This is a genomic window from Acidiferrobacteraceae bacterium, assembly GCA_037388825.1.
Taxonomy (GTDB): Bacteria; Pseudomonadota; Gammaproteobacteria; order Acidiferrobacterales; family JAJDNE01; genus JARRJV01.
In genome coordinates this window covers 14277-27491 of the sequence record JARRJV010000012.1, presented here as the reverse complement: position 1 = coordinate 27491, position 13215 = coordinate 14277, and the positions used below count along the sequence as shown (strand labels likewise).

Annotated in this window: 13 protein-coding genes; 2 read left to right on the top strand and 11 right to left on the bottom strand. The window is 61.9% G+C overall.

Annotation, left to right across the window (positions count from 1 at the left end):
• The 8 genes from P8X48_03550 to ald form a co-directional block, all read right to left on the bottom strand.
• Window positions 1-948, bottom strand: a 948-nt coding sequence (locus tag P8X48_03550; protein ID MEJ2106392.1) for a hypothetical protein, incomplete at its 3' end; no start/stop codon positions are given.
• A 135-nt stretch (window positions 949-1083) separates the two neighbouring features.
• Window positions 1084-2367 carry a serine--tRNA ligase gene (serS, locus tag P8X48_03545; GenBank protein ID MEJ2106391.1) on the bottom strand — a complete coding sequence of 428 codons (1284 nt, stop codon included), beginning with the start codon at window positions 2365-2367 and terminating at the stop codon, window positions 1084-1086.
• 13 nt (window positions 2368-2380) lie between these two features.
• Window positions 2381-2686 (bottom strand): DUF190 domain-containing protein, encoded by a 306-nt coding sequence (locus P8X48_03540; protein ID MEJ2106390.1) that lies wholly within the window; start codon window positions 2684-2686, stop codon window positions 2381-2383.
• Complete coding sequence (crcB, locus tag P8X48_03535) at window positions 2683-3057, bottom strand: fluoride efflux transporter CrcB (protein ID MEJ2106389.1); 375 nt, start codon at window positions 3055-3057, stop codon at window positions 2683-2685. The genes P8X48_03540 and crcB overlap by 4 nt, the downstream gene beginning before the upstream one ends.
• A gap of 12 nt (window positions 3058-3069) precedes the next feature.
• Window positions 3070-4413, bottom strand: coding sequence for a replication-associated recombination protein A (locus P8X48_03530; protein MEJ2106388.1), 1344 nt, complete (start codon window positions 4411-4413; stop codon window positions 3070-3072).
• A 10-nt stretch (window positions 4414-4423) separates the two neighbouring features.
• Window positions 4424-5041, bottom strand: coding sequence for an outer membrane lipoprotein chaperone LolA (gene lolA, locus P8X48_03525; protein MEJ2106387.1), 618 nt, complete (start codon window positions 5039-5041; stop codon window positions 4424-4426).
• A gap of 6 nt (window positions 5042-5047) precedes the next feature.
• Window positions 5048-7354, bottom strand: a complete 2307-nt coding sequence (locus tag P8X48_03520; GenBank protein ID MEJ2106386.1) for a DNA translocase FtsK 4TM domain-containing protein — start codon at window positions 7352-7354, stop codon at window positions 5048-5050.
• Window positions 7355-7427: 73 nt separating this feature from the next.
• A complete protein-coding gene (ald, locus tag P8X48_03515) occupies window positions 7428-8492 on the bottom strand; it encodes an alanine dehydrogenase (GenBank protein ID MEJ2106385.1) in 1065 nt (354 codons plus the stop codon).
• A gap of 143 nt (window positions 8493-8635) precedes the next feature.
• Between ald and trxB the strand changes: the two genes are divergently transcribed.
• Entirely contained in the window at window positions 8636-9577 is a 942-nt protein-coding gene (gene trxB, locus P8X48_03510) for a thioredoxin-disulfide reductase (protein ID MEJ2106384.1), read from the top strand.
• 47 nt (window positions 9578-9624) lie between these two features.
• Window positions 9625-10173 (top strand): Smr/MutS family protein, encoded by a 549-nt coding sequence (locus P8X48_03505; protein ID MEJ2106383.1) that lies wholly within the window; start codon window positions 9625-9627, stop codon window positions 10171-10173.
• Between the two features lie 9 nt (window positions 10174-10182).
• On the opposite strand, the gene P8X48_03500 is transcribed toward P8X48_03505, so the two are convergent.
• Genes P8X48_03500 through P8X48_03490 form a run of 3 tightly spaced genes read right to left on the bottom strand, consistent with a single transcriptional unit; the run spans window position 10183 to window position 13140 of the window.
• On the bottom strand, window positions 10183-11136 hold the full coding sequence (locus P8X48_03500) for an alpha-L-glutamate ligase-like protein (protein ID MEJ2106382.1): 954 nt from the start codon (window positions 11134-11136) through the stop codon (window positions 10183-10185).
• Window positions 11133-12647 (bottom strand): UUP1 family membrane protein, encoded by a 1515-nt coding sequence (locus P8X48_03495; protein MEJ2106381.1) that lies wholly within the window; start codon window positions 12645-12647, stop codon window positions 11133-11135. The genes P8X48_03500 and P8X48_03495 overlap by 4 nt, the downstream gene beginning before the upstream one ends.
• Complete coding sequence (locus tag P8X48_03490; GenBank protein ID MEJ2106380.1) at window positions 12640-13140, bottom strand: RimK/LysX family protein; 501 nt, start codon at window positions 13138-13140, stop codon at window positions 12640-12642. Before P8X48_03490 ends, P8X48_03495 begins: the two co-directional genes overlap by 8 nt.
• Window positions 13141-13215: the final 75 nt, after the last annotated feature.

Below are 13215 nucleotides of genomic sequence, written 5' to 3'. Positions count from 1 at the left end.
GCGTTCCCGTCGCGCCTCCAGCAAAGTTGCGTAGTCACCCGAAATCGACCATACGCTACGCCGGTTGCCATCGGTAAACTCGTAGTATGCGGCCGACAGACCCCCTTCCCATCGCCAGTCGTCGGAATGGTAGTCCGCGCTTCCATGAACGCTACGCGCGTGTACGTTCACGGCCTTGGCCCGTAGAGGCAGATCCTCGGCGAAGCTTTCCTGGCTCAGCCCGAGATGCCAGTTCTGCGACGGCGTCGCATCCAGGGTCCACGTGATTCCATCCTCCCCCGTACGCACCACATCCCGCGAGTACTCGACCCCCAGCCGGCTGGTCGCCCCGAGGTCGTGTCGCAGGCCGACCCCGATACGATTCAGATCGCCGGTGGCGAACACCGGGTCCTGGGCCCGGGCGGCGAGGTATCGCACCCGTGCCTGCCAGCGATCCGCCAGGGGCTGTTCCACCGACGCCCGTGCCTGCCATTCGATATTGCCCTTGTCCGAGGAATCGGACTGCAGCGAAAGCCGCATGGTTGGATGACCCTCAGACGCCAGGGTATTCCGCGCGCGCTCCAGCAGATGGGTGATGTCCTGGTTGCCGGGATAACGCCGCGAGGCCGGACCCAGGAGGCGCCGGGCGGCGCGAGGCCGTCTTTCATCCAACAGGCACTCGCCGACGGCCGACACCAGGTAGTCTTCGGGAACGGAGTGATGGGCTATGGGTTTGAAGTAACGCAGGGCCGATTTGCAGTCGCCGCGCCAGGCGTACAGCACGACCACGTCACGACGGATGCTGTAATCGCCGGGTTCCCGGGCCAACAGGGGAAGCAGGATGGCGAACGCCTCGTGGTAGTGCCCCGCCCGGCCCAGTTCGACGCCCCGCCTGTGTGCCGCCTCCACGTCCGCCGGCGACGCCTGTGCAGTCGCGGCAACCAGGAGCAGCGCGCACAGCCCGAGCACCCCCGATCGACAAAATCCCCGCAAATCGCCTCCCGGTTGTACCCGGTTTCTAGGTCAGTGTCCGGCCCCACACCGGCTCACCCTTAATATATAAAGCAAGGAATGTTCCACATCGAGGGCGGGGCACGATCCGGTTCAGGCGCCCGGCGCCAGCTGTTCCAGCCCTCCCATGTATGACCGAAGGGCCGCCGGGATGGCAATCGAGCCATCGGCATTTTGGCCGTTTTCCAGTACCGCCACCAGGGTGCGACCCACCGCGAGTCCCGAGCCGTTGAGCGTATGGACCAGCTCGGGCTTTCCGGTTTCGGGGTTTCTCCACCGCGCCGCCAGCCGGCGCGCCTGAAAGTCACCGAAGTTGCTGCAGGACGAGATTTCCCGGTAGGTATTCTGGCCCGGCAACCAGACTTCCAGGTCGTAGGTTCGATTGGCCGAGAAGCCGATATCCCCCGTACACAGGGCCACGACCCGGTAGGGCAGTTCGAGTCCCTGCAGCACGGCCTCCGCATGGCCCGTGAGCTGCTCCAGAGCGGCTTCCGACTCCTGGGGCCGGACGATCTGCACCAGTTCAACCTTCTCGAACTGATGCTGACGAATCATGCCCCGGGTGTCCTTGCCATAGGAACCGGCCTCGCTGCGAAAACAGGGCGTGTGAGCTACAAAGCGCCGCGGCATCTCCCCGTCATCGATGATGGTGTCCCGCACCAGATTTGTTAGCGGCACCTCGGCGGTGGGGATCAGAAAATAATCATGCTCGCCATCGAGATGGAACAGGTCCTCGGCGAACTTGGGTAGCTGTCCGGTGCCCGTGAGGCTTGCGCGGTTGGCCAGATAGGGAACATAGGTTTCCTCGTAGCCGTGCTCGCGGGTGTGAAGATCGAGCATAAACTGGATCAGGGCCCGATGCAGACGGGCCAGCCCGCCACTCAATGTAACGAACCGGGAGCCGGCAATTTTTGCCGCCGCCTCGAAATCCATTTCATCCAGTGCAGCACCCAGATCCACGTGATCCTTTGCATCAAAATCGAATTTCCTCGGCTCGCCCCAGCGGCGGAGCTCCACGTTGTCGTTTTCGTCCTTGCCATCGGGTGTGTCGGGATGTGGCAGATTGGGCAAGGAATACAGAATTTCATCCAGACCGGCCTGGACCTCGTCCAGTTCCACCTCTGCCTTCTTCAGACGTTCCGCGATCTTCGTCATTTCGGCAATCTGCGCCGCCGCATCCTCACCGCGGGCCTTCGCCTGGCCGACCGCCTTGGCCCCGGCGTTACGTTGCGCCTGCAGTTCCTGTGTATGGACCTGCAATTCCTTTCGTTTTGTCTCCAGGCGTTCGAACGTGTCCCGGTCCAATACGAACCCGCGCCGAGCCAGTCGTTTCGCAACCTGTTCCAGGTCGCTTCGAATCAATTTCGGATCGATCATTGTGATTGACTGTCTATTCGTTTACTTCCGCGGTCCAGCTGACGATGTGGCCCGGTTCCATGAAGGCCGAGAAATGCTCCAGAATCTGTTTCATCTTTTCCGGCGTATCCCAGAACTCCACCACCACCGGCAGATTCATGGAGAGATCCAGCAGACTGCTGGAATGCATCTTGCCGGAGCGGCCAAATCCGGAGATGCCCCGGAATACCGTGACGCCACGCACCTTCTCCTGATCATGCAACTTCTCCATGATGGACTCCAGTTGCCCCTTTCCTTCGGTCAGATAGATTCGCGTAATCACTACCGTCCCGTTGTTCATATGTTTCTCCCTATGTTGACCCCGATCCAGGCAGCGAGGATACATAGCACCACGCTGAGAATCATGTTTAGCCCAGCCGATAGCAGTGCCCCTTCCTCGATCAGATTCAGGGTTTCAATGGAAAATGTGGAAAACGTTGTAAATGCCCCGAGGAATCCGATGAGAAGCACGGCTCGCCAGGCGGCGCTCACATCCATTCGCTCCACCATCAGGATAAACAGCACACCCATAAGCAGCGAACCGAGGATGTTTACCGCCATGGTTCCATAGGGAAAGTTGCGCCCCAGCAGGGCATACACGCCGTTCGAGGCCCAGAACCGCAACACGGCTCCAATGGCACCGCCCGCGGCAATGGCAAGGATCTGGTTCATGGTGAAACTTCCTCAACCCGGTGACTTGTTCTTGCTGTTGCTCTCCCGCAACGCCTGCTGATCCAGTTCGCGCAGATGCCGCAGACGCTCCGCAATGCGCTGCTCCAGCCCCCGTTCCACGGGCTGGTAGTAGCGGCGTTTCCCCATGGATTCCGGGAAATAGTTTTCGCCCGCGGCGTAGGCCTCGGGCTCGTCGTGGGCATAGCGATACTCCCGCCCGTAGCCCAGTTCCTTCATCAGCCTGGTCGGCGCGTTTCGCAGATGGACCGGTACCTCCAGCGAGCCGTGTTCGCGCGCGTCCGCCATGGCCGCGTTGAATGCGGTGTATACCGCGTTGCTCTTGCTCGTGGAGGCCAGGTAGACGACCGCCTGCGCCACGGCCAGTTCGCCCTCGGGGCTGCCCAGTCGCTCTTGTACTTCCCACGCGTCCAGGGCCAGTTGTAGGGCACGGGGATCGGCATTGCCGATATCTTCGCTGGCCATGCGTACCACCCGGCGCGCAAGGTACAGCGGGTCGCAACCCCCGTCCAGCATGCGTGCGAACCAGTACAGGGCGGCATCCGGATCTGAACCCCGCACCGACTTGTGCAGGGCCGAGATCTGGTCATAGAAGGCCTCGCCACCCTTATCAAACCGCGCACTTCCGCGGCCTGCCACCTCGCGCAGCATTTCTTCATCTACCCTTGGCTCACCCAGGTCGCAGGCGATCTCCAGCAAATTGAGCGCGCGCCTGGCATCGCCGTCGGCGGCGCGGCACAGCAGATCGAGCGCCGCCGGTTCAATCTCCGGTGTCTCCACCCCTCCGCTAGACCGGAGTTCCTCCAGGGCCGTTTCGATGATGACGCGCACTTCGTTTTCTGTCAGGGGCTTGAGCACGTACACCCGCGCCCGCGACAACAGGGCATTGTTCAATTCAAACGAGGGATTCTCGGTAGTCGCACCGATGAAGATCAGGGTCCCGTCCTCCACATGCGGCAAAAACGCATCCTGTTGTGACTTGTTGAAGCGATGAACCTCGTCCACGAACAGGACGGTCGCCCTCCCCTCGGCCCGATGCTGGCGCGCCTGCTCCACCGCCGCCCGGATCTCCTTGACGCCGGAAAGCACCGCGGAAAGATTCAGGAATGCGGCATTGCTGGCCTGTGCGACGAGACGGGCGAGGGTCGTCTTGCCTGTACCGGGCGGACCCCAGAAGATCATGGAGTGTATGTGGCCGTTCTCCAGCGCCTTACGCAGGGGTTTGCCTTCGTCCAACAGGTGGCGCTGACCGACGATATCGGCGAGCCGGCCGGGGCGCCGACGATCGGCCAGCGGCCGCCATGCCCCCTCTTCGTCCTGCCCAAACAGGTCGTTCATACTCACCCCGCTACTGTTTGACTACGTCCACGCCCTTGGGCACGGTAAACGTAAACCGTTTCTTGCTGATCTTGGGATTCTCGCGATTGTCGCGCAGAATCACCCTGGTCGTCTGACCGAGCCCGTCGATCATATCGAGTTGCCGCAACTTGCTGCCCTCGAAACCGACGCGGATATCCTCGAAACCCCCGTCCTTGTTCCGTGGAATCAACTGAACCCAGTCGAGCTTTCCCTGGCGACCCAGATTCTTGATGTGAAATGTCTTCTCCAGCTTTCCGGTCCCCGCCAACAGTGTCGCGGGCGTACTCGCAAGCCCACCGCTCAATTGGCGCACCGTCACCTGGGACAGCTCCACGTCATACACCCAGATCTTCTTGCCATCGGCAACGATGTGCTGCTTGTAGGGTTTGTCATAGTCCCAGCGAAAACGATCCGGCCTTTCCAGGTACAAGTGTCCCGTGGATTCCTGCAGGACATTCAATCCCTCGTCCAGAACGGTCTGATCAAAGGAGGCCTCGAAACTGTGGACGTGGCTGAAGAAATGCTGCAGGGATGACGTGGCGTCTGCAACAACGGATGACGTCAACATCAATAGCAAGGCGGCGATCGCGATCTTAAGCTTGCGCATACTGGATCAATCCTGTGGCGGGGGCGGCGCCAATACCTCGCGCTGCCCATTGGGTTGCAGTTCGCCGACCACGCCGGCACGTTCCATTTCCTCAATCAGGCGTGCTGCGCGGTTGTACCCGATGCGCAGACGCCGCTGCACCCCGGAGATGGAGGCGCGCCGCGTCTCGGTTACGATGCGCAGCGCCTCGTCGTACAGCGGATCCTGTTCCCCGCTGCCACCTTCCGATTCCAGTCCGGCCGCAAACGTCGTGTCGCCTTCCGCGTTCCCCGGCTCGCCCTGCAATACGTCCTCGTTGTAGATCGGTTCACCGATCTCCTTGAGGGATTTCACGACGCGGTGCACCTCGTCGTCGGAGACAAAGGCACCGTGCACGCGCATGGGAATACCCATGCCGGGTTGCAGGTACAGCATATCGCCCTGCCCGAGTAACTGTTCCGCGCCCATCTGATCGAGCACCGTTCGCGAATCCACACGCGCGGACATCTGGAAGGCAATGCGCGCCGGGATATTGGCCTTGATCAGTCCCGTGATCACATCCACCGACGGTCGCTGGGTGGCAAGTATCAGGTGAAGACCAGCGGCCCGCGCCTTTTGCGCCAGGCGTGCAATCAGTTCTTCCACCTTCTTCCCCACCACCATCATCATGTCTGCCAGCTCGTCGATGAGAATCACGATGAACGGCAGCGGCGTCAGCTCCTCGGGTTCCTCACCCTCCTTCGCCAGCGGGTTGAGGATGGGCTTGCCCTTGTCTGCGGCTTCGCGCACCTTGCGGTTGTATCCACCAATGTTGCGTACGCCGAGGGCGGCCATCAGACGGTAGCGGCGCTCCATTTCAAAGATGCACCAACGCAATGCGTTGGCCGCCTCTTTCATGTCGGTCACCACCGGTGCCAACAGATGGGGAATTCCCTCGTAGGTCGCCAGCTCCAGCATCTTCGGATCGACCATGATCATGCGCACCTGATCCGGCGTCGCCTTGTACACCAGGCTGAGGATCAGTGCATTAATGCACACGGATTTACCTGAACCGGTCGTGCCGGCGATCAACAGGTGCGGCATCTTGGAAAGGTCGCTCACCACCGGATTGCCACTGATGTCCTTGCCCAGGGCCAGACCCAGGGGCGACTGCGCGCTGTCGTAGGCATCGGACGAGAGAATCTCGGACAGTCGCACGGTCTCGCGCTGTTCGTTGGGTACTTCGATCCCCATGTAGGCCTTGCCCGGGATGTTCTCGACCACGCGCAGACTCACCACCGACAGCGAACGTGCGAGATCCGAGGCCAGGTTGCTGATCTGCGCGGCCTTCACGCCGGGCGCCGGCTCGATTTCAAAGCGGGTGATCACCGGACCGGGATGGATGGCAACCACCTGAACCTCGATATTGAAATCGAGCAGCTTCTTTTCCAGCAGTCGTGCCATGGTCTCCAGCGACTTCTCGGAAAAGTTCTGGGCGTTGTGCACATCCGCCGGATCCAGCAGCGACAGGGGCGGCAGCGTGGATCCCGCCGGCACCTCGAACAGGGGGACCTGGCGTTCGCGCACGCTGCGTTTGCTCTCCGGTACCTGCTGGATCACCGGCTCGATGCGCGGCTTGCTCTTGCGTTCCAGTCGGACCTTCTCCTTGGCAACGGTCTCCTGTCGCTCCTTGCGCGCCCTGCGGCCGGCGTAGCGATCCACTTGGGCGCTGATGGCGCCGAAGATCACGTAGTAGCCGTCTACGGCGGCGTTGCCAACGAGGTCCATGAGGCGAAACCAGGAGATCCCCGTGAACACGGTGACGCCGGCGAGGAAAAATGCCAGCAGCAGGATCGTCGCACCGACAAAGCTCAGGCCCGCGGCCATGCCGTTGCCCACGGCGTCACCCAACAGGCCGCCACTGGAGAACGGCAGGTCCTGGCTCAGCACGCCAAAGTGCAGTGTGGCGATGCCACAGGCGCCGAGCAGCAGCAGCACAAAGCCCCCGAAATGAACTGCCTTCTGCCGCATCCGGGGTGGATCCGGGTCCTTGCGGTGCTGGAACACGCGGAATGCCCCGTAGGCGATCATCAGCGGGAACAGATAGGCCAGGAACCCGAACAGATTCAGCAGCAGATCCACCACCCAGGCACCGATGCGCCCGCCCAGATTCGCAACCCGGCTGTAGGGACCGCTGTGGGACCAGGAGGGATCGGACGCATGATACGTGGCCAGGGAGAGCAGCAGGTAGAGAGCAATGGCGCTCAGGAGATAGAAAGCGGCTTCCCGCAATAGTCGCCACACAGCCGGGGTAAACAACGGCTCGGAGACCTTCTTCCTCGTGGCTTGGGACACAATTATCCTTACTAGTTAATGATTTACTGGCGTTTATTATCGCCATTTCTAGAACCCCAGCCAAGGGGTCGGGCTATTTTAGCGCCTCGGCGACCGCCGCGTGAACAATTTTGCCGGCCTGGACATTGATTCCGGTGCGGATGGCGGGATCCTCCAGTCCCCCGGGCCCCGCCAGACGCAGCAGGTAGGGGACCAGGGAGGTCGACAGGGCCTGGGAGGCGGTCCGGGGCACTGCCCCCGGCATATTGGTCACGGCGAAATGGACGACCCCATGATCCTCGTAGGCAGGCCGCTCCCAGTCCGTGGGCCGCGTGGTGGCGATACAGCCCCCCTGGTCCACCGCCACGTCCACGATCACGCTGCCCGGCCGCATACCCTTTACCTGCTCCTCGTTCACCAGGACCGGGGCCCTGCCGCCGGGCAACAATACCGCTCCGACAAGCAGGTCCGCGTCCTGCACGGCTTCAGCGATCAGATCCGCGAATGCCGGCAGGCCAGTCACGTTCGCGCCCAGACTGTGCATTCGCGCAAGTTTCTCCCGCTTGCGGTCGAAAACCGTGAGCCGCGCCCCGAGGGAGGCGGCGACCGCGGCGGCATTGCTTCCGACGGTACCGGCGCCAAGGATGACTACGTGCCCCCGTTCGGCCGCCGGCATGCCGCCCAGCATCAGGCCACGCCCGCCATTCGGCCGAAACAGCAGATTGGACCCTGCCTGAACCGCCAGGCGCCCGGCGATATCGCTCATGGGCGCAAGTAGTGGCAGTCCGCCGCCCTCCTCCACGGTCTCGAAGGCAATGGCGGTCAAGCCCTTGTCCTGCAGCGTACGCGCCAACACCGGCGTCGCCGCCAGATGCAGATAGGAAAATACGATATGGTCCTCGCGCAAGAGCGCGTATTCGGGCTCGATCGGCTCTTTGACTTTCAGCACCAGTTTCGCGGCGCCGTAGACGCTGGCGGCATCGGGGTCGATTGTCGCCCCTGCGGCGAGGTAGTCCTCGTCGCTGTATCCGCTCGCCTCGCCGGCCCCCGCCTGCACGTGCACCTCGTGACCCTGGCGTACGACTTCCGCCACCGCCGCCGGTATCAGGGCAACCCGCCCCTCCAAAACCTTGATCTCCTTCGGGATACCGATGCGCATGATGGCTCCTTTGCCGCTGTGAGGCTTATCACTTAGAATTCCCAGCGCACTTTTATGAGTGATTTTCGCCCCCATTACAACAGGTCCCCGGGGCGGGGTATCTGACCGTTCCTGTCCATGACCTGACTGGAGTTTTTTGCACCATGAGTGAAGAAAAACACGCACGCCTGCTGATCCTCGGTTCGGGACCCGCGGGCTACACGGCTGCGGTCTACGCGGCCCGCGCCAACCTCAAACCCGTACTGATTACGGGGATGGAACAGGGCGGACAGCTCACCACGACCACGGATGTGGACAACTGGCCGGCCGACAGCGAGGGCGTACAGGGGCCGGAATTGATGGAACGCTTCCGCAAGCATGCGGAACGCTTCGAGACCGAGATCATCTTCGACACCATCCAGAAGGCGGAACTCCAGCAGAAACCCTTCCGGCTCACGGGGGATTCCGGGGTGTACACCTGTGATGCACTCATCATTGCCACCGGCGCCTCCGCCAAGTACCTCGGCCTGCCATCGGAGGAGAAGTTCAAGGGCAGGGGTGTATCCGCCTGCGCCACCTGCGACGGTTTCTTCTACAGAACGCAGGACGTCGCCGTTATCGGCGGCGGCAATACTGCCGTGGAAGAGGCGCTTTATCTTTCCAACATTGCCAAGACGGTCACGGTCGTGCACCGACGTGAGGAGTTCCGTGCCGAGGCCATTCTCATCGACGAGATGATGGAAAAGGTGAACAACGGCAACATCCGCCTTGAACTGAACAGCGAGCTCGATGAAGTACTGGGCGATGCAGGCGGTGTCACCGGCGCGCGCATCAAGAATCGCGACGGCCAGACCAAAGACCTGGACGTGCAAGGCGTGTTCATCGCCATCGGTCACAAGCCCAATACCGATCTATTCGCCGACCAGCTCGACATGGACCACGGCTATATCAAGACCGCGTGCGGTCATACCAATGCCACCGCAACCAGCATCGAGGGCGTGTTTGCGGCCGGGGACGTACAGGACTACACCTATCGCCAGGCCGTCACGTCCGCCGGGACCGGCTGTATGGCGGCCCTGGATGCCGAGCGCTATCTGAAGAGCTGATCCAATCCCACGGGGTGGCCTGCACCCCACTGCCCCGGAACACGAACATGGGCAAAGACGGCAAACGGAACCCGGACGACGGCTCGTTGTTTCGCGATGCCGTCGCCGGGGCCCGTCCCATCAAGCAGGACCGGGTCACGCCCGACGGACGCAAACCCAAGCCGGTTCCGAAAAAGACGCTGGAAGACAACCAAGCGGTCATGGACAGTCTGCTGTCGGACGGGTTCGAGGCCAACGAGGTCGAAACCGGTGACGAGCTTCTGTACACGCGTCCCGGGATCCAGCACAGCGTCATGCGCAAGCTGCGAACCGGCAAGTATGCAATCGAGGGCCAACTGGATCTGCACGGACTCACAGTGGCCGAGTCACGTGAACAGCTGACCCGGTTCCTGCGTGATGCCCAGCTGCGTGGCTGGCGCTGCGTGCGCATCATTCACGGCAAGGGCCTGTCATCCGCCGGGCGCATTCCCGTACTGAAGCAGAAGATCAACAACTGGCTTCCGCAAAGGAATGAGGTGCTGGCCTTCTGTTCCGCCCTGCCGGCGGATGGCGGCACCGGCGCCGTGTACGTGCTGCTGAAGCGCGGGAAGGCGTGATCGTGGCCGCTATGCCTCCTTGTGCGCGAAGGCGCGTTTGGCGAATCCCACCCGCTGTTCATACCCGCGGACATGCGCCCCAGAACGCTCCACCTGCCGCAGCCGGGGCAACAGACCGGCGTGATTCGCGATCTGGATGTTCAGTCCCGGACGCGCGTTCAACTCGAGCAGGAGCGGTCCGCGCTCGCTGTCCAGAACGAAATCCGCCCCCTGGTATCCCAGTCCGGTCAATTCGTAGCAGCGTGCGGCCAGCGCCAAGATCTGGTCCCAGTACGGAATCGTGATCCCTGTGATTGCGTTGCCGGTGTCGGGGTGCATCGTCACCATTGCATTGTCCTGCACCGCGTGCAGCGTGGTCCCGGTTGCCAGATCGACTCCGGCGCCGATGGCGCCCTGGTGCAGGTTTGCCCGACCCCTGGAACGCTGCGTCGGCAGACGAATCATGGCCATTACCGGCACCCCCAGGTAGTTGATGATGCGAATGTCCGGCACGCCCTGGTATGAGATGCCTGCGAACACGGGGTCGAACTGCACCCGGTATTCGATCAGCGCCTTGTCTGGCTGTCCGCCCAGGCTGTACATGCCACTAAGAACGTTGGACGCGTGGTGCGCCAGTTCGCGCTCATCGAGGGTAACGCCGTTGACCAGGCGATAGCCCGAGCCGGTTCGCCCGGTGATCACCACGATCCCGTTGCCACCGCTGCCCTGGGCGGGCTTGATCACGAAGTCGGCGTACGGCGCGACCTGGCGCGCCAGATCCCGTACCTGGCGCTCGATGTGGAGCACGCCATACAGGGGTGGTACCGCGATTCCGGCCTCCTGCGCCAGCTGCTTGGTCTGTTCCTTGTCGTCCACCCGCGGGTAGTATTTGCGGGGGTTGCACGGCAAAGTGAACCGGGCATTGCGCCGGTTGATACCGAGTACACCGGCCTCCGCCAGCTGTCGTCGCGTCGCCAGCATCATGGCCGCTTGCCGCCACCGAACTCGCGGAAACGAATGAGTTCGGTGAGCCGGTACCCGGTGTAGCGGCCCATGAGGATGGTAGCCGCAAGGATCACCAGCAACAGCTCCGGGTACAGGAAGATGACATGGCGTAGCGGTTCGATCTGCATCACGAGGTAGGCCAGCGCAGCCACGAACAGGCTGCCCGCGCCCTGCTCCAGGGCCTCGCGCGCGCCACGTTCCTCCCAGACAATGGACATGCGCTCCACGGTCATGGTCATGATCACGATTGGAAACAGCGCAACGGACAAGGCGCGGTGCAGCCCCAGGCGGTAGCTGATCACGCTGATGATGGCCATCAACAGTACGACGATGATCAACACCGACGCCAGCCGGGGCACCAGCAACAGCTTCAGGCGTTCGAAGTAGAATCGAAACGCCAGTCCCGACCCTACCACGGTGCAGAACAGAACGATGCCCCACAACAACTGGGTCTCGCGAAACGCCAACGCAATCAGTACGGGCATGAACGTGCCAAATGTCTTGATGCCGACGAAGTTGCGCATGAGTACCAACAACAGGACGCCGATGGGTACGGCCAGCAACACGTGGTACACGGCCTGGGTCTGGACCGGGAGACTCAATAGCGAGAAGTCCAGCAAACCACCCGGTGTGCGCGTACGCATGAGCGCCGACTCCTGGTTCAGCGTGACGGCGATCTGGGTATTGAGGTGCAGCCCCCCATCGACCCGCACCAGAGGATTGTTCCCGCGCCACCACGCCAGGTAGCGGTCCGGCAGGCCCTGCTCCCCGGTGACCGGGTCGAAGCTGTGCCACTGTTTGCCATAATAAACGTCCAGCCACTCGACGCGGCGGGCATTGCGGGCTAATTGCTCGAGCTGGATGCCGTGGACCGTTCGCGCCGGGATGCCGGCGCGGGCCAACAATCGGGTAGCAAGTTGCAGCTTTCTATCTAAGTCAGGGGACTCGCCGAGCAGCAACGTGAGGTTGTCATCCGCTCGCCCCATCAGTTCCCGCAGCAGCGCCTCGGTCAGGGTCTCCAGATCTGCCGACTGATTCTGTGCATTGCGCAAGAGCTGGTCCGCCGCAGCACGTTCGGCGGCGGTGAATTCGGGAGAAGATACCTCTGGCGGATTGGCTGCTGCCCCGGTGCCCACTGCCCGTGCCGGCCTGACGGTTGCCCGATAGAACAGCACTTTCCGTCCCGTAGCCCGCCGAACCGACCAGACGGCGAGACGGTTGTCGACGAAGCGCCGGATTCCCAGCCCGAAGTCACCGGAAATGAAACGCTCATCCGCCACTTCATAGACTCCGTTCGGACGCGGCAGATAGAAGGAGACTTTTGCCGGCCCCCCTTCCGCCCGGAGATCGACACGCACCTCCACATCCCAGGCCTTCACCTGAAGGTTGGGCGTCAGCGGTACTTTCAGGACGAAGTATTTGTAGGCAAACAGACCGCTTGCCAAAAGAACCAGAAGCGCCGCCAGCACGTAGACCGGGCGGTCACTCATGCGGATTGACATCCCTGCAATTGGGGCTGCTAATGTTTTTCGCCGACGGGTCTACGAGGAAGTAACTGCCAAGGAAATTGCGCCCCACCAGAATCGGATACTTAAAGTTCTCCCGGTCGGTCAAGGTCACCTCCCGTTCGCGATAGGTCCCGGCGAGACAGATTCCCAGTTTCACCACGTAGCGCTCCTGGCTCTGTCCAATGTGTTGTTTCACCTTGGCGACGCGTACAACCGGTTTCTCGAACTCCCTGATCTTTCCGTCCGTCCCATGGATAGTGAAACGTACATACTTATGCCCATCACGCTCGCTCGGCGTGATGCAATGGCAATCCAGTGACGAGGTATGTGCGCCGGTATCCACCTTGGCAGCAACGAGTATGCCGCCAGGATAGACCTTCACATTCTCGATCCAGCCCACGACCTCCTTGGCATGCGCCATGCCGCAAACAGCTGAGAGCCCGAGCGCCAGGCAGATGAACCGTATCCGTTTCACACGATGCCTCCACCGCCTACAAGGCGGTATTGAGCAAATGAGTGCTGATATTGTTTCGCAGGTGCGAGCGAAAAA

Bases quoted from the DNA above. Each gene is read 5' to 3' on its own strand.
- P8X48_03505 (MEJ2106383.1), top strand. From the start codon at position 9,625: ATGGGCAAAGACGGCAAACGGAACCCGGACGACGGCTCGTTGTTTCGC.
- lolA (MEJ2106387.1), bottom strand. From the start codon at position 5,041: ATGCGCAAGCTTAAGATCGCGATCGCCGCCTTGCTATTGATGTTGACG.
- P8X48_03540 (MEJ2106390.1), bottom strand. From the start codon at position 2,686: ATGAACAACGGGACGGTAGTGATTACGCGAATCTATCTGACCGAAGGA.
- serS (MEJ2106391.1), bottom strand. From the start codon at position 2,367: ATGATCGATCCGAAATTGATTCGAAGCGACCTGGAACAGGTTGCGAAA.
- P8X48_03500 (MEJ2106382.1), bottom strand. From the start codon at position 11,136: ATGATGCTGGCGACGCGACGACAGCTGGCGGAGGCCGGTGTACTCGGT.
- P8X48_03495 (MEJ2106381.1), bottom strand. From the start codon at position 12,647: ATGAGTGACCGCCCGGTCTACGTGCTGGCGGCGCTTCTGGTTCTTTTG.
- ald (MEJ2106385.1), bottom strand. From the start codon at position 8,492: ATGCGCATCGGTATCCCGAAGGAGATCAAGGTTTTGGAGGGGCGGGTT.
- P8X48_03530 (MEJ2106388.1), bottom strand. From the start codon at position 4,413: ATGAACGACCTGTTTGGGCAGGACGAAGAGGGGGCATGGCGGCCGCTG.
- trxB (MEJ2106384.1), top strand. From the start codon at position 8,636: ATGAGTGAAGAAAAACACGCACGCCTGCTGATCCTCGGTTCGGGACCC.
- crcB (MEJ2106389.1), bottom strand. From the start codon at position 3,057: ATGAACCAGATCCTTGCCATTGCCGCGGGCGGTGCCATTGGAGCCGTG.